13 protein-coding genes are annotated in these 15289 nt (G+C 72.1%); 9 read left to right on the top strand and 4 right to left on the bottom strand.

The features are described from left to right. Window positions 1-67: 67 nt before the first annotated feature. From ABZ404_RS22805 to ABZ404_RS22775, 7 genes are all read left to right on the top strand, one after another. Window positions 68-1234, top strand: a complete 1167-nt coding sequence (locus ABZ404_RS22805) for a mandelate racemase/muconate lactonizing enzyme family protein (protein ID WP_358835431.1) — start codon at window positions 68-70, stop codon at window positions 1232-1234. Further along, window positions 1231-2304 (top strand): alcohol dehydrogenase catalytic domain-containing protein, encoded by a 1074-nt coding sequence (locus ABZ404_RS22800; RefSeq protein ID WP_358835432.1) that lies wholly within the window; start codon window positions 1231-1233, stop codon window positions 2302-2304. The genes ABZ404_RS22805 and ABZ404_RS22800 overlap by 4 nt, the downstream gene beginning before the upstream one ends. A gap of 121 nt (window positions 2305-2425) precedes the next feature. After that, the gene (locus tag ABZ404_RS22795) at window positions 2426-3421 is read left to right on the top strand and encodes a hypothetical protein (protein WP_358835433.1); all 996 of its coding nucleotides are present in this window, start codon (window positions 2426-2428) and stop codon (window positions 3419-3421) included. After that, the gene (gene chvE / locus ABZ404_RS22790) at window positions 3421-4545 is read left to right on the top strand and encodes a multiple monosaccharide ABC transporter substrate-binding protein (RefSeq protein WP_358835434.1); all 1125 of its coding nucleotides are present in this window, start codon (window positions 3421-3423) and stop codon (window positions 4543-4545) included. Before ABZ404_RS22795 ends, chvE begins: the two co-directional genes overlap by 1 nt. A gap of 59 nt (window positions 4546-4604) precedes the next feature. After that, complete coding sequence (mmsA, locus tag ABZ404_RS22785; RefSeq protein WP_358835442.1) at window positions 4605-6137, top strand: multiple monosaccharide ABC transporter ATP-binding protein; 1533 nt, start codon at window positions 4605-4607, stop codon at window positions 6135-6137. A 5-nt stretch (window positions 6138-6142) separates the two neighbouring features. Beyond that, window positions 6143-7378: a multiple monosaccharide ABC transporter permease gene (gene mmsB, locus ABZ404_RS22780; RefSeq protein ID WP_358835435.1), complete on the top strand. Its 1236-nt coding sequence runs from the start codon at window positions 6143-6145 to the stop codon at window positions 7376-7378. Window positions 7379-7409: 31 nt separating this feature from the next. Further along, entirely contained in the window at window positions 7410-8558 is a 1149-nt protein-coding gene (locus tag ABZ404_RS22775) for an aldose epimerase family protein (RefSeq protein WP_358835436.1), read from the top strand. A 30-nt stretch (window positions 8559-8588) separates the two neighbouring features. Here ABZ404_RS22775 and ABZ404_RS22770 read toward each other — a convergent pair whose 3' ends face one another. From ABZ404_RS22770 to ABZ404_RS22755, 4 genes are all read right to left on the bottom strand, one after another. After that, window positions 8589-9431, bottom strand: coding sequence for an SMP-30/gluconolactonase/LRE family protein (locus tag ABZ404_RS22770; RefSeq protein ID WP_358835437.1), 843 nt, complete (start codon window positions 9429-9431; stop codon window positions 8589-8591). Continuing rightward, entirely contained in the window at window positions 9428-10198 is a 771-nt protein-coding gene (locus tag ABZ404_RS22765) for an IclR family transcriptional regulator (RefSeq protein ID WP_358835438.1), read from the bottom strand. Before ABZ404_RS22765 ends, ABZ404_RS22770 begins: the two co-directional genes overlap by 4 nt. 131 nt (window positions 10199-10329) lie before the next feature. Further along, window positions 10330-10977, bottom strand: coding sequence for a carbonic anhydrase (locus tag ABZ404_RS22760; RefSeq protein ID WP_358835439.1), 648 nt, complete (start codon window positions 10975-10977; stop codon window positions 10330-10332). A gap of 111 nt (window positions 10978-11088) precedes the next feature. Next, window positions 11089-11877 (bottom strand): class I SAM-dependent methyltransferase, encoded by a 789-nt coding sequence (locus tag ABZ404_RS22755; RefSeq protein WP_358835440.1) that lies wholly within the window; start codon window positions 11875-11877, stop codon window positions 11089-11091. Window positions 11878-12396: 519 nt separating this feature from the next. On the opposite strand from ABZ404_RS22755, the gene ABZ404_RS22750 reads away from it, so the two are divergent. Both ABZ404_RS22750 and ABZ404_RS22745 read left to right on the top strand, forming a co-directional pair. Beyond that, the gene (locus ABZ404_RS22750; protein ID WP_358835441.1) at window positions 12397-13734 is read left to right on the top strand and encodes an MFS transporter; all 1338 of its coding nucleotides are present in this window, start codon (window positions 12397-12399) and stop codon (window positions 13732-13734) included. A gap of 75 nt (window positions 13735-13809) precedes the next feature. Continuing rightward, on the top strand, window positions 13810-15105 hold the full coding sequence (locus ABZ404_RS22745; RefSeq protein WP_358990758.1) for a condensation domain-containing protein: 1296 nt from the start codon (window positions 13810-13812) through the stop codon (window positions 15103-15105). Window positions 15106-15289: the final 184 nt, after the last annotated feature.

The following is a 15289-nucleotide window of genomic DNA, read 5'->3' as shown; positions in this document are numbered from 1 at the left end:
CACGCCAACATTTCGAACGCGTGACGAAATATCGAACGGTACGGCCGCATCCTCGGGAGCAACTGCCTTGCGAATCACCGGAATCAGCACACACGTCGTCGGGACTCCCTGGCGCAACCTCACCTACGTCCAGGTCCACACCGACGAGGGCCTCACCGGAGTCGGCGAGACGCGGATGCTCGGCCACACCGACGCGCTCCTCGGCTATCTGCGCGAGGCCGAGGCCAACCACATCGCGGGCTCGGACCCGTTCGCGATCGAGGACCTGGTGCGCCGGATGAAGTACGGCGACTACGGGCGCGCGGGCGAGATCGTGATGTCCGGTATCGCGGTCATCGAGATGGCCTGCTGGGACATCAAGGGCAAGGCGCTCGGCGTCCCCGTCTGGCAGCTGCTCGGCGGGAAGGTGACGGACCGCGTCAAGGCGTACGCCAATGGCTGGTACACCACCGAACGCACCCCCGAGGCCTACCACAAGGCGGCCCGCGCGGTGGTCGAGCGCGGCTACCGGGCGCTGAAGATCGACCCCTTCGGCACCGGCCACTACGAACTCGACCACCGGCAGACCCGGTACGCCGTGTCGCTGATCGAGGCCGTACGGGACGCGATCGGACCCGAGACCGAGCTGATGCTGGAGATGCACGGGCGGTTCTCGCCGTCCACGGCGGTCCGGCTGGCCCGCGACCTCGCCCCGTTCGCCCCCGCCTGGCTGGAGGAGCCGGTGCCGCCGGAGAACCTCAAGGCCCTGGAGAAGGTCGCCGCCAAGGTGGACATCCCGGTCGCGACCGGCGAGCGCATCCACGACCGCATCGAGTTCAGGGAGCTGTTCGAGTCGCAGGCCGTCGACATCATCCAGCCCGACGTGGGCCACATCGGCGGCATCCTGGAGACCCGCAAGCTCGCCGCCACGGCCGAGACGCACTACATGCTCGTCGCGCCCCACAACGTCGGCGGCCCGGTCCTCACCGCCGCCAGCCTCCAAGTGGCGGGCTGCACGCCCAACTTCAAGATCCTGGAACACTTCAACGACTTCGCGGACGCCGAGATCAAGAAGGTCGTCAAGGGCGCCCCGCAGGTCGTCGACGGCTACTTCGAGCTGTCGCACGCCCCGGGTCTCGGCGTGGAGCTCGACGTGGACGCGGCGGCCGAGTTCCCGCAGCAGCAGGCCCGGTTCGACCTCTGGGCCGAGGGCTGGGAGAAGCGCGCCCCCAAGCCCTCCGGGGCGGCGGGATGAACGGCCGCGAGGCCAAGGGGTTCCTCGGCGCCGCCGTGCCGGACGGCGGGTCCCGGGCGACCAGCCGCGCCATCGTCGTCGACGCGCCCGGCACCCACCGCCTGATCACCGTGCCGCGCCCCCAGGCCGGCCCCGGCGAGGTACTCGTCGAGGTCGGCGCCGCCGGGGTCTGCATGAGCGACCGCGAGGTGTACGAGGGCCGGCGCGCCCCCGACTACGTGCGCTACCCCGTCACCCCGGGCCACGAGTGGTCCGGGACCGTCGTCGCGACCGGGGCCGGGGTCGATCCCGCGGTGGTGGGCCGCAAGACGGTCGCCGAGGGGTTCCGTTTCTGCGGGACCTGCGAGCGGTGCCGGAACGCGGAGACGTCCCTGTGCGCCGCCGCGTACGCGGAGACCGGCTTCACCCATCCCGGCGCCTTCGCCGATCACGTGGTGGTGCCCGCCCGGCTGCTGCACCTGCTGCCCGACGACGCCGATCTGCGCGGCGCGGCCCTGCTGGAGCCCGCCGCCGTGGTCGCCGCCGCCGTGCGGGCCGGGGCGCCGGAGGCGGGCGAGCGGATCGCGGTGGTCGGGGCCGGGACGCTCGGCCTGCTCGCGGTGCAGCTCCTCGCCGCCTCCTCCCCCGGCGAGCTGACCGTGATCGACCCCCGGCTCGACCGGGCCGAGCTCGCCTGCCGCATGGGGGCGACCGAGGCCCGTACGCCCGTCCACTCCGGCGAGGCGCACGGTTACTACGACCTGGTCGTGGAGACGGCCGGCGCGCGCACCACGGCCGCCGACGCCTGCCTCCTCGCGCGGCGCGGGGGCCGGGTGGTGCTCACCGGGATGTTCGCCGAGGGCGCGCTGGGCATCGACCCGGTGCACCTGTCGGTGAGTCAGCTCACCGTGCGGAGCGTCTTCGGCGCCCCCTCGGCCGCCTGGTCGTTCGCCGTACGCGCCTACAGCACGGGTCTCTTCGACCCGGCGGAGCTGATCACACACGAGTTCCCGCTGGAGCGGTACACCGACGCCCTCGCGCTGGTCGGAGGCGGTGACCCGAAGACCGGAAAGGTGCTGCTGCGCCCCTGAGGCGTCGCCGCGCCGGGCGCCGCGGCGCTTTCCCGTCCCCTATGACCCGAACCTCGTTCGATATATCGAACGCGCTCGACCCTCCCGTACGCGCACGACTCTCCGTACAAGGAACCCGCCTGTGACCGACGCACCAGCAACCGACCCCCGCCCGGGCCCCGAGGGGCCCCGCCGACCGGGCGAACCGGCCCTGGCCGCCCTGGGCCTGGCCGCGCCCCGCGACAACCCCGCCGACTCCTCCCCGCACACGTTTCCCGACGGGGGCACCTGGCGCACCGAGATCCCCTCCGTCGAGGGGCCCGAGGCGCTCGCCGTCGTCCTGAAGGAGGCCTCCCGCCTCGACGTGCCCGTGCACCGCGTCAGCCAGGGCAGCGGGGTGTGGATGCTCTCCGACACCGAGATCACCGAGATGGTGGAGGGCTGCGCCGAGCGCGACATCGAGCTCTGCCTGTTCACCGGGCCGCGCGGCACCTGGGACAGCGGGGCCTCCGTCCGTACCGCCTCCGGTGGCGCGGGTCTGCGCGCCCGGGGCCATGACGCGCTCGCCGGGTGCGTCGAAGACGCCCTGCGCGCGGCCGAGTTGGGGGTGCGCTGTCTGCTCGTGGCGGACGAGGGCGTGCTGTGGAGCCTGCACCGGATGCGCGAGGGCGGCCTGCTGCCCGCCGAGACCACCCTCAAGGTGTCCGCGCTGATCGGCCCGGTCAACCCGGCGTCCGTCGCCGTTTACGAGCAGTTGGGCGCCGACTCCGTCAACGTCCCCTCCGATCTGACGGCCGCCCACTTCACCGAGGTCAGGCGCGTCTCCAGGGTGCCGCTCGACCTCTACATCGAGGCGCCGGACGACCTCGGTGGCTATGTGCGGATGTACGAGGCGGCCGAGCTGATCCGCCGCGCCGCCCCGCTCTACCTCAAGTTCGGCCTCTCCAAGGCGCCCGGCATCTACCCCTACGGCGCCCATCTGCGCGACACCGCCCTGCACACCGCCCGCGAGCGGGTCCGCAGGGGCCGGCTCGTCCTCGACCTGCTCGCCCGCCTCGGCGCCGACGGCGGTATGTCCCCGCTCGGCTCCCGCCGCCCCGGCGCCCTCCACCGCTTCCCCGCGAACCCGAAGGACTGATGACCATGCGCCGCATCCGACCAGCCGCACTCGCCCTCACCGCCGGAGTGCTCGCCCTCGCCCTCACCGCCTGCGGACAGGACAGCGAGGGCGGCGGCAAGGCCACCCCCAAGGGCGGCAAGGGGGCCACGATCGGCATCGCCATGCCGACCAAGTCCTCCGAGCGCTGGATCGCCGACGGGAACAACATGGCCCAGCAGTTCCAGGCGCTCGGCTACAAGACCGACCTGCAGTACGGCGAGGACAGCGTCGACCAGCAGGTCGCCCAGCTGGAGAACATGATCACCAAGGGTGTGGACGCCCTGGTGATCGCCGCGATCGACGGACGCGCCCTCAGCGACGTCCTCAAGCAGGCCGCCGACCAGCACATCAAGGTGATCTCCTACGACCGCCTGATCCTGGGCTCGCCCAACGTCGACTACTACGCCTCCTTCGACAACGAGAAGGTCGGCGTGCTCCAGGCGACCTACATCGTCGACAAGCTGGGGCTGAAGGGCCCCCAGCAGGGCGGCGGCAAGGGCCCCTTCAACATCGAGCTGTTCGCCGGCTCGCCCGACGACAACAACACCCGCTACTTCTTCCAGGGCGCCCTCAAGACCCTCCAGCCCTACATCGACAAGAAGCAGCTGGTCGTACGGAGCGGCCAGACCCGGCTCAACCAGGTGACCACGCTCCGCTGGGACGGCGCCACCGCGCAGAAGCGCATGGACGACCTGCTGACCAAGGCGTACTCCACCGAACGCGTGGACGCCGTCCTCTCCCCGTACGACGGGATCTCCATCGGCATCCTGTCCGCCCTGCGCTCCGGCGGCTACGGCACCGCCGCCAAGCCCTACCCGGTCGTCACCGGGCAGGACGCCGAGGTCGCGTCCGTGAAGTCCATCATCGCCGGGGACCAGGCCCAGACCGTCTACAAGGACACCCGGGCCCTGGCCAAGCAGGCCGTGCAGATGGCCGACGCGGTGCTCACCGGCAAGACGCCGCAGGTCAACGACACCAAGACGTACGACAACGAGAAGAAGGTCGTGCCCGCCTTCCTGCTCAACCCGGTCAGCGTCGACAAGTCCAACTACCAGTCGGTGCTGGTCGACTCGGGCTACATCAAGGCGAGTGACCTGAAGTGAGCAGCCCGAACAGGGGGGCCGGGGGAGCCAGGGGGGACAACGAGGCGCCCATCCTGGAGATGCGCTCCATCGTCAAGACGTTCCCGGGCGTCCGGGCGCTCTCCGACGTCTCGCTCACCGTGGCGCCCGGTGAGGTGCACGCCATCTGCGGTGAGAACGGCGCGGGCAAGTCCACCCTGATGAAGGTCCTCAGCGGTGTCCACCCGCACGGCAGCTACGAGGGCGAGATCCTCTTCCAGGGCGAGCCCTGCGCGTTCAAGGACATGCGGGCCAGCGAGGCGCGTGGGATCGTCATCATCCACCAGGAGCTGGCCCTCGTCCCGTACCTCTCCATCGCCGAGAACATCTTCCTCGGCAACGAACACGCCACCCGCGGCATCGTGAGCTGGGGCGCGACGCTCAAGCACGCGGCGCGGCTGATGAAGCGGGTGGGGCTGCGCGAGCATCCGCAGACCAGGGTGGCGGACATCGGCGTCGGCAAGCAGCAGCTGGTGGAGATCGCCAAGGCCCTCTCCAAGGAGGTGCGGCTGCTGATCCTGGACGAGCCGACCGCCGCCCTCAACGACGAGGACAGCGCCCATCTCCTCGACCTCATCCTGGAGCTGAAGGCGCAGGGCATCGCCTCGATCATCATCTCGCACAAGCTCAACGAGATCGCGGCGGTCGCCGACTCGGTCACCGTCCTGCGCGACGGCAGGACGATCGAGACCCTCGACGTGAAGGCCCCGGACACCACCGAGGAGCGGATCATCCGCTCGATGGTGGGCCGCGACCTCGACCACCGCTTCCCGCCGCGCACCCCCTACGCGGGCGACCCGGGCGCCCACCCCGCCCTCGAGGTGCGGGACTGGACCGTGCACCACCCCATCGACCAGCAGCGCAAGGTCGTCGACGACGTCAGCCTCCACGTGCGGCGGGGCGAGATCGTGGGCATCGCGGGGCTGATGGGCGCGGGCCGCACCGAGCTGGCCATGAGCGTCTTCGGCCGCTCCTATGGCCGCAACATCAGCGGCACGGTGTGGAAGGACGGCCGCCCCATCCGGACGAAGACCGTCCCCGAGGCGGTCGGCCACGGCATCGCGTACGTCACCGAGGACCGCAAGCACTACGGGCTCAACCTCATCGACACCATCAGCCGCAACATCACCCTGGGCGCCCTGGACAAGGTGTCCCGGCGCGGGATCGTCGACGAGCACGAGGAGCGGCGGGTCGCCGAGTCCTACCGGACCTCCATGGGCATCAAGGCCCCGACCGTCTTCGAGCCGGTCGGGCGCCTGTCCGGCGGCAACCAGCAGAAGGTCGTCCTCAGCAAGTGGATCTTCGCGGGTCCGGATGTGCTGATCCTCGACGAGCCCACCCGCGGTATCGACGTGGGCGCCAAGTACGAGATCTACACCGTCGTCGACCAGCTGGCCGCCCAGGGTAAGGCGGTGGTCTTCATCTCCTCCGAACTGCCCGAACTCCTCGGCATGTGCGACCGCGTCTACACGATGGCGGCCGGCCGCCTCACCGGCGAGACCGCCCGCGCGGACGCGACCCAGGAAGTGCTGATGCGCCTCATGACCACGAACGACACCACGAACAAGAGGTAGCAGATATGGGTCCGGTCACCACCGACGCCGCCCCCAGCCCCCCGCGGACTCCCGAGCCGCCGCGCTCCCCCACCGGGGCGCTGCTCCTCGAAGCGGCCCGCCGCAACATGCGCCAGTACGGGATGTTGGTCGCGCTCGGACTGATCGTCGTGCTGTTCCAGATATGGACCGACGGCGTCCTGCTCAAGCCCAACAACGTCACCAACCTGGTCCTCCAGAACAGCTACATCCTGGTCCTCGCCATCGGCATGGTGATCGTCATCATCGCCGGCCACATCGACCTGTCCGTGGGCTCACTCGCGGCCTTCGTCTCCGCGGCCTGCGCGGTGATGATGGTCGAGCACCACGTGCCCTGGGTGGTCGCGCTGGCCGTGGCGCTCGCGATCGGCGGTGTGGCGGGCGCCTGGCAGGGGTTCTGGATCGCGTACGTGGGCATCCCGTCCTTCATCGTCACCCTCGCCGGGATGCTGCTCTTCCGGGGCGGCACCCAGATCCTGCTCGGGTCGCGCTCGCTCGGCCCGTTCCCCGAGGGCTTCCAGAAGATCTCCACCGGATACCTTCCGGAGGTCGGCCCCGACACCAACTACCACAACCTCACGGTCCTGCTGGGGCTCACCCTGACCGCCGTGGTCCTGATCCAGGAAGTGCGCTCCCGGCGGCGCGAGCAGGCGTACGAACTCGACGTGCTGCCGCGGGGCCTGTTCCTCACCAAGTGCGTGGCGATGGCCGCGGCCGTCCTCGCCTTCACCCTGACCCTGGCCAGTTACCGGGGCGTGCCGGTGGTGCTGCTCCTGCTGGCCGCCCTGCTCATCGGGCTGGGCTTCGTGATGCGCAACGCGGTGGTGGGACGGCATGTGTACGCGCTCGGCGGCAACCAGGCCGCGGCGAAGCTCTCCGGCGTCAAGGACAAGCGCGTCACCTTCCTGGTCTTCGTGAACATGGGCGTCCTCGCGGCGCTCGCCGGTGTCGTCTTCGCGGCACGGCTGAACGCCGGCACACCCAACGCCGGCGTCAACTTCGAGCTGGAGGCCATCGCGGCGGCCTTCATCGGCGGTGCCTCGATGAGCGGCGGCGTCGGCACGGTCCTGGGCGCCATCATCGGCGGCCTGGTGCTCGGCGTGCTCAACAACGGTATGTCGCTGGTCGGCGTCGGCACCGACTACCAGCAGGTCATCAAGGGCTTCGTCCTGCTGGCCGCGGTGGGCTTCGACGTCTGGAACAAACGCAAGGTCGGTTCATGACACCCCCACGATCCTTCGAAGGAGTACGCGGATGAACACCAGCAGACGTACGGTGATGGCCGTCGGCCTGGCCGCCGGTGTGGCGGCGACGAGCCTGGGCACCGCCCGGGCCGCGCAGGGCCGCACCCCCACCAGGACGCTCTTCGGCACCCTGGACGACGGCACCCCCGTACACCGGTGGACCGTCAGCAACGGAGGCGTCCGCCTGGACGTCCTCTCCTACGGCGGGATCGTGCACCGCCTCGACGTGCCCGACCGGCACGGCCGCACGGCCAACATCGCCCTCGGCTTCGACAACCTCGCCGACTACGTGGCCAAGTCCCCGTACTTCGGCGGTCTCATCGGCCGCTACGGCAACCGCATCGCGGCGGGCAGGTTCACCCTCGACGGGCATCCCTACCAACTGCCCCTCAACGACGGCGAGAACAGCCTGCACGGCGGCACCAAGGGCTTCGACAAGCAGATGTGGCACGTGGAGCCCTTCACCCACGGCTCCCGCACCGGCCTCGTACTCTCCCGGATCTCGCCGGACGGTGAGATGGGCTACCCCGGCACCCTGAAGGTCCAGGTCACCTACACCCTCACGGCCCGCGGCGAGTGGCGCATCGACTACGAGGCGACCACCGACCGGGCGACCGTCGTCAACCTCACCAGCCACACCTACTTCAACCTGGCCGGCGAGGGCAGCGGCCCCGTCTACGACCACACCCTCGAACTGGCAGCCGAGCGCTACACGCCGGTCGACTCCGGCCTCATACCGACCGGTGAACTGGCCCGCGTCTCGCGGACCCCGTTCGACTTCCGGCGCACGAAGCCGATCGGCCGCGACATCCGCCAGGGCCACCAGCAGCTCCTGTACGGCAAGGGGTTCGACCACAACTGGGTGCTGGACAAGGGCAGCACACCGCGGCCCGAGTACGCGCTCACGCTCGCCGAGCCGCGCTCCGGCCGGGTGATGAGGATGTTCACCACCGAGCCGGGCATGCAGTTCTACAGCGGCAACTTCCTGGACGGCACGCTGGTGGGCACCTCGGGCCGCGTCTACCGCCAGGGCGACGCCCTCTGCCTGGAGTCGCAGCACTTCCCGGACGCGCCCAACCACCCCGCCTTCCCGTCCACGGTGCTGCGCCCGGGCGAGACGTACCGGTCGTCGACGGTGCACGCCTTCTCGACGCGCTGAGCCCTCGCGGGTACCGCCTTGCGCCCGGTGTCAGCCGGCGAAGGCGGTACCCGGCATCCCGCGCCCGATACCGGGCAGCACCAGCAGCGCCCCGCAGAGCGGGTGCGGCCGGGGCAGACCGGTACGGGCGCTGGTGACGTAGAGGTCGGTGAGGTCCGGGCCGCCGAAGGCGCAGGCGGTGGGGCGGCGCACCGGCAGCTCGACCACCAGGTCGAGCGTGCCGTCCGGGCCGTAGCGGCGCAGCGCGCCCCCGTCCCACAGCGCCACCCACACGCCGCCCTCCGCGTCGACGGTGAGCCCGTCGGGGAAGCCGTCCTCGTCCCCGATCACCGCGAACGGCCGTCGGTCGTGGGCGAGGTGCCCGTCGAAGTCGAAGACGTCGATCCGCCGGGTCGGGCTGTCGACGTAGTACATGAGCCGTCCGTCGGGGCTCCAGCCGGTGCCGTTGCTGACCGTCACCGGGCCGGGCACGGCCGTGGCCGCGCCGTCGCCGGTGATCCGGGTGAGGGAGCCGCCGCCGCTCGCCTCGTCGTAGCGCATCGTGCCCGCCCACAGGGCGCCGTCCGGTGCGACCGCCGCGTCGTTGCCGCGCCGACCGGGCACGGGGTCGCGCAGCAGCCAGGAGAAGGCGCCGCCGGGGCCGTAGAGCCCGACGCCGTCGCGGAGGTTGACGACGAGGCCGCCGCCCGCGCGCGGCTTGGCGGCGCCGACGTGCTGCCCGGTCGCCAGGACCGTGCGCCGCCCGCTGCCCGGCTCGTACGTGTGGATACGCGACGCCAGGATGTCCACCCAGATCAGCCGGCCTGCCGCCGGGTCCCAGGTGGGCCCCTCACCGAGCTCCGCCTCCTCCCGTACCGCCACGTCCGGGTTCATCGCGCGCCCCGGTGGCCGAGCCGCACGGACAGGTCGCCGGCGCCCTTCAGCGCCAGCTCGGCGAGTTCCGCCTCGCGGGCCTCGGTCCACCTGATCATCGGTACGGAGATGGACAGCGCGGCGACGACCCGGCCCGCGCTGTCGTGGACGGGGGCGGCCACACAGCTGACGTCCGGGTTGGACTCCCGGTGCTCGAAGGCCGTCCCCCGGGCCCGGATCTCGGCCAGCGCGGCGCGCAGCGCGGCGGGGTCGGTGATGCTGTCGGGGGTCATGGCGACGAGTTCGCCGCCGGTGATCCGGGCGTCGAGCTCGGCCTCCGGGAGCGAGGCGAGGAGCATCTTTCCGACGGAGGTGCAGTGGGCGGGCAGCCGGCGCCCGGCCGCCGAGACCATCCTGACGGCGTGGGTGGAGTCGACCTTGGCGATGTAGATGACGTCGGTGTGCTCCAGGATGGCCACATGGACGGTCTCGTCGCAGGTGAGGGCCACCTCGCGGGCCACCTGCTGCCCTTCGGCGGCGAGGTCGAGCTGTTCGGCGTACCGGCTGCCGAGCTGGTAGGTGCGCACGCCCAGCCGGTAGCGTCCCGGCTGCCCGGGCGCCGGCGCCAGGTAGGAGCGGGCGGCCAGGGTGGTGACCAGTTCGTGGACCGTCGTGCGTGGCAGACCGAGTCTGCGCATGACGTCGGGCGCGGAGAGCGGCGCTTCGCTCTCCAGGAAGAGTTCCAGCACGTCCAGCGCCCTGGCCACCGCCGGCACGAGTCGCCCCATGGCCGCCACCCCACCCTCTATGTTCGAAACTCCGGTCAACGACCGGAATGACGAACACAGGCTATCGACAGGGTGCTTCGGGGGGCAATGGGCGTTGCCCCCCGGGTGACCGCGGGATCGGGCGGAGCCGCTCAGGCGGAGAGGGAGGTGGACGCCGCCGGGTCGGGGATACCGTGCGCGGTGACGAGACGGGCGCTGCCCTCGGCGAGCTGGTAGGCGAGTCCCACGACGCCGGTGTGGCCGGAGGCGACCTGGTCGGCCAGCACCCGGGAGCGGTCCAGGAGCAGGTCCACGGTGTGCTGTATGTGCGCGTCGATGTGGTCGCTGTCGGAGGTGAGCCCGGCGGCCCGGGCCGCCAGCACGCTCGGGGTGACGCGCTCGACGACGTCCCGGACGTACCCGCCGGCCGGCAGACCGCCCTCCACGGCGGCGCGGGCGGCCGCGACGGCGCCGCACGAGTCGTGCCCGAGGACCACGACGAGGCGGCAGTCCAGCACGCTGGTGCCGTATTCGATGCTGCCCAGGACCTCCGGCCCCAGGATGTGGCCGGCGGTGCGGACCACGAACAGGTCACCGAGGCCCTGGTCGAAGATGATCTCGGCGGCCAGCCGGGAGTCGGAACATCCCAGCAGCACCGCGAAGGGCTTCTGCGCCGGCGCGAGCTCGGCCCGCCGCGCGGCGTCCTGGTTGGGGTGGCGCGGAGCCCCGGCCACGAAGCGCCGGTTTCCGGCGAGGAGGGAGTCGAGGGCGTCGGCGGGAGAGACGGCAATGGATGTCATGTCACCAGACTCTACGAGGCGGGGGGCCTCGCCGCACGGGGCGGGGGCGGGGCCGCCCGCACGCGGTTGACGCATCGCCCCCGTACGCCCCTTGTGTGCGCCGCTGGGCGCTCAGCCGGGCCGGTGGGTGACGCGGATCTTGGACTGACCGTGCTCGCGGGTCTCCCAGTCGTCCATGAACCGCGCGGCGAGGCCGTGCTTCTCGGCGAGCGCGACGAGCGTGGCGGTGCGGTAGTAGAAGTCCTCGCGCAGCACCTGGTGCTCGGCGCCCTCCGTGCGGTCGAAGGTGAAGTCGAAGAGGCCGTCGGGCTTCAGGACGCGCCCGACGTGCGCGAAGCACTCCTCGATGACCTCGATCGGCGAGTGCGAGAAGACGCTGTGGGCGTGGATCACGTCGAAATGGGATTCCGGCAGGAAATCGAAGGTCAGGTTCCGCGTGATCGTCAGATGGGGCAGCTTCTCCTGGAGCCCGCGGGACGCCAGGGTGTCCTTGGCCGCGATGAGGATGTCGGGCGATATGTCGATGCCGTAGTAGTGGCCGGGCTCCAGGTAGGCGATGAAGCGCCAGCCGGCCCTCAGGTTCCCGCAGCCGATGTCCAGCATGCGCTGGTCCGGGCGCAGCCCGTGCTCCCGCAGGTAGGCGAACTGCATCTCGCCCAGCGCCAGCCACCGGTCGTGCGACTTGCTCCCGACGGCCGCCTCCGGGCTGCGCGCGGTGTCGGAGGCCATCACGGCCCGGTAGTAGTCGACGTGGTCGGGGTGCTTCAGCCGCAGCCAGGTGTCCCTCGCCGTCCGTCTGATGTGCGGGGCGATGCGGTCCGGGTGGGCGAGCGCGTACCGCACCTTGTGCGTCACCCGCGACCTGTTGACCGCAACCGATCTGGCCTTCTTCTCCGACATACCGGCCCTTCCCTGTGTGGGGCGTCGACGGAATCGACCCTAGGAAGCGGGAGCCGGAGGGGCATCCCTCGCACGGCCGAAGTCGCGGGGTCCCCCTCAGGTGCCATGTCCTCCGGGAGGACGAGGTGGACCAGGCGGGCGAGGCGGGCCAGGTGGACGACGCGGGCGGCCGGGGGTCGTCCTGGCGGCGGTCCCGCGTCCCGGCGGGCGCAACGCCGCATACGCTCCATAACTGACGGAATAGGTGATTCCGCAACGAGGACGTCGTCAGTGGCGCTTTTCGGCCAGGATCGCGACCATCACTTTGTGTGCAGGGTACCCGCCCCCCGCCCACCCCTCTTCCGGTCCGCACCGGCGTACGACTGTTGCGCCGTGCACACCGAGTGGCAGGCGTTCATGCGGACTTACCGCGAGTTCGCCGAAAATTCTTACGCGTTTTTGACAACAGAAGACAAGAGACGACCGAAAGTGGCCGTGATCCTTTGACTCCCGATCCGGGGCTCGGTGAAGGTCGTTCACATGTCCCTCACATCCGGAGCCTCCACGGGCAGCCCGATGCGCCGACGCGATTTCCGGATGCTGCTCGCGGGAGCGGCCGCCGGACAACTCGGCGCCCAGGTCACCCTGGTGGCCCTCCCCCTGGTGGCCGTCCTCGAACTCGACGCCTCCGCCTTCCAGGTGGGCCTCCTCACGGCCGCGGAGACCGCCGCCTTCCTCCTCGTCGGACTGCCGGCCGGCGCCCTCACCGACCGTATGCGCAAGCGTCCCCTGATGATCCGGGCGGACCTGGTACGGGCCGTGGCGATGGGCAGCATCCCGGCCGCCGCGCTGGCCGACGCCCTGACGATGGCGCAGCTCTACGTGGTCGCGCTGGTCACCGGCGTGGCGACCGTGTTCTTCGACGTCGCCCACCAGAGCTTCCTGCCGCAGATCCTGCCGCGCGAGGAGCTCATGGCGGGCAACGGCGCCCTGGAGACGGTGCGTTCGACCGCGCAGGTGGGCGGGCCGGGGGCGGGAGGCGGGCTGGTCCAGCTCGTCGGGGCGCATCTCGCCGTCCTCGCCGACGCCCTGGGCTATCTGCTCTCGGCCGCGTTCCTGCTGCGCATCAGGCAGCCCGAGGCACCGCCCGAGGTGGCCGCCGACGCGTCCCTGCGCAAGGACATCGGCGAAGGCATCCGCTTCGTCACCGGCCATCCGCTGCTGCGCGTCATCGCCCTCACCACGGCCCTCGGCAACCTGTGCATGGCCGTCCTCATGGCGACGCAGACCGTGCACCTCGTCCGTGTCGTCGGTCTGGAGCCGGGCGCCCTGGGCCTGGTGCTGTCCGCGTCCGCCGTCGGCGGGCTCCTGGGCGCCGTGTGCTCCGGACGGCTCGCCGCCCGGTGGGGGCAGGCCCGGCTCATCCTCTGGTCGGTCCTGCTGAGCGGGCCGTTCGCCCTGCTGTGGCCCCTGTCCGGGCACGGCACCCTCGGGGCGGCCCTGTTCGCCGCGGGATCGGCGGGCATCTCCTTCGGCGCCGTCGTCTACAACATCGCCCAGGTCAGCTTCCGCCAGGGCCTCTGCCCGCCGCACCTGCTCGGCCGGATGAACGCCACCCTGCGCTTCCTGATGTGGGGCACCCTGCCGCTCGGCGCGCTCCTCGGCGGCACCCTCGCCGAGGCCTTCGGCCCGCGCGCCGCGCTGGCCTGCTGCGCCGCCGGCTTCCTCGCCGTACCGCTGCCGCTGCTGCTCTCCCCGCTGCGCCGGATGCGGGACCTGCCCGAACCGGGAGACCTCGGCGCGGCCGTCCCCGGAACACCCGGGGAGGACCCGGCCGTGGACGGCGACGAGGAGCCCGCCCCCACACCTTCCCGCTGACCCTCCGGGGCGCGGTCGCCCCCGCGTGCCGCAGAGCCACGACACCCCGGCCCACCACGACAGAACGAGGACTCCGTGCCCAGCATCACGAGCCAGTACCTGGCCCGCTACCGGCGGATCACCGCCGACGCCGGGTCCGGCACCCTGCTGCCCGTCACCGGGGCGCAGCGCCGCTTCGCGCTGGTGCGTTCGCTGGACCCGGCCGGACGCCCCGACGTGGTGCCGATGTTCTTCGCCTTTCCGTACGGGACCGTCGACCCCGCGCGGTTGCGGGCAGCCGCCCGCGGCCTCGCCTCCCGGCACACCGCCCTGCGCTCGCGGCCCGCCGTCGTCCGCGGTACCCCGGTCCTGCACGTCGGGGAGCCGGACATCCCCGTCCTGCGCCCGGTCCCCGCGCCGGGCGAGCGCCCCGCCGACACCCTGCGCCGCGCCCTGGCCTCCTGGGACCCGCAGGGCCCGCCCCTGCGGCTGTTCCTCGTCCGCGACGAGGAGGGCCGCACCGAGGACCTCCTCGCCGTCGCCCTCGACCACGCCGTCTGCGACGGCCGGTCGCTGGCCCGGATCGCCGACGAACTCGGCGCCGCGTACACCGAGCACCCGGCCGGTCTCCGCGTCACCCCCGAGGAGACGGAGGCCGAACGCGACGCCTACCGCGAGGCGGTCCTGCTCCAGCTCGCCGCCGAGGAGCGCGCGGACACCCCCGACGCCGCCGCGTACTGGGCGGACCGGCTGCGCGCGGTGCGGGCGCACGCCCCGCTGCCCCGCCCGGAACGGGTGGCCGCCGGCGCGCTGCCCAGCGGCTCGGCCGAGGCCCGGCTGCCCGCGCACGACGGCGGCGTCCCCTTCCCCGGTCTGCTGGACGCCTGCCGCGCCGCGGCCGACGCGCTGTACGGCCCGGGCCACGTCGTCCCGCTCGGCTACCCGTGGGGCGGCCGTCCGGTCGGCGCGGAGCCGGTCGTCGGCTGCTTCCTCAACACCGTCGTCTTCCCCGCCGCCACCGGGCACGACTCCACGCCGGAGGCGACCGCCGACGCCTGGTGGGACGACCTGGACCGGGCCGACATGCCCTTCGACGCGGTCGTGGCCGCCGCGCGGGCCGCCGGTACGGGCTGGAACGGCGCGCTGGACGGACTGCTGACCGTCGACGACGACAGCCGCCGCCCACCCCTGCGCCTCGCCGGCGCCGAGGGCCGTGAGGTCCACGTCGACGGCAGACCGGTGCGCGGTCCGTTCGCCGTCTCCGTCACCCAGGGTGCCGGGATCCGGCTGCGGATGGTGTGGGACCGCGCGGTCCTCGACGACGCCACCGCCCACCGGGCCTTCGACGCGCTCACCCGGGCGCTGCGCCCGGTGCCGCACCCCGCGGGCTGACCCAGGCACCCCACGGGGGCGGACGTCTCCGCGCGGCACGCCCCCGGCAACCGACACCCCCGGCAACCGACACCCCCGCGGCATCCGTCGCGCCCCCAACCCCGCACGCACCTCCCCCGCGGCTCCGCACAACCCGCCGAGCCGCCCGTACGACCACGCCCGGCACCACCGTGACCGGGCCGGT

This window comes from Streptomyces sp. NPDC005878 (assembly GCF_040629815.1).
GTDB lineage: Bacteria > Actinomycetota > Actinomycetes > Streptomycetales > Streptomycetaceae > Streptomyces.
The sequence above is the reverse complement of the archived record's forward strand: the minus strand, read 5'-3'. Positions and strand labels throughout refer to the sequence as shown.

Excerpts from the sequence above, each read along its gene's own strand:
- ABZ404_RS22800 (WP_358835432.1), top strand. The coding sequence starts at position 1,231 with ATGAACGGCCGCGAGGCCAAGGGGTTCCTCGGCGCCGCCGTGCCGGAC.
- chvE (WP_358835434.1), top strand. The coding sequence starts at position 3,421 with ATGACCATGCGCCGCATCCGACCAGCCGCACTCGCCCTCACCGCCGGA.
- mmsA (WP_358835442.1), top strand. The coding sequence starts at position 4,605 with ATGCGCTCCATCGTCAAGACGTTCCCGGGCGTCCGGGCGCTCTCCGAC.
- mmsB (WP_358835435.1), top strand. The coding sequence starts at position 6,143 with ATGGGTCCGGTCACCACCGACGCCGCCCCCAGCCCCCCGCGGACTCCC.
- ABZ404_RS22775 (WP_358835436.1), top strand. The coding sequence starts at position 7,410 with ATGAACACCAGCAGACGTACGGTGATGGCCGTCGGCCTGGCCGCCGGT.
- ABZ404_RS22770 (WP_358835437.1), bottom strand. The coding sequence starts at position 9,431 with ATGAACCCGGACGTGGCGGTACGGGAGGAGGCGGAGCTCGGTGAGGGG.
- ABZ404_RS22765 (WP_358835438.1), bottom strand. The coding sequence starts at position 10,198 with ATGGGGCGACTCGTGCCGGCGGTGGCCAGGGCGCTGGACGTGCTGGAA.
- ABZ404_RS22760 (WP_358835439.1), bottom strand. The coding sequence starts at position 10,977 with ATGACATCCATTGCCGTCTCTCCCGCCGACGCCCTCGACTCCCTCCTC.
- ABZ404_RS22755 (WP_358835440.1), bottom strand. The coding sequence starts at position 11,877 with ATGTCGGAGAAGAAGGCCAGATCGGTTGCGGTCAACAGGTCGCGGGTG.
- ABZ404_RS22750 (WP_358835441.1), top strand. The coding sequence starts at position 12,397 with ATGTCCCTCACATCCGGAGCCTCCACGGGCAGCCCGATGCGCCGACGC.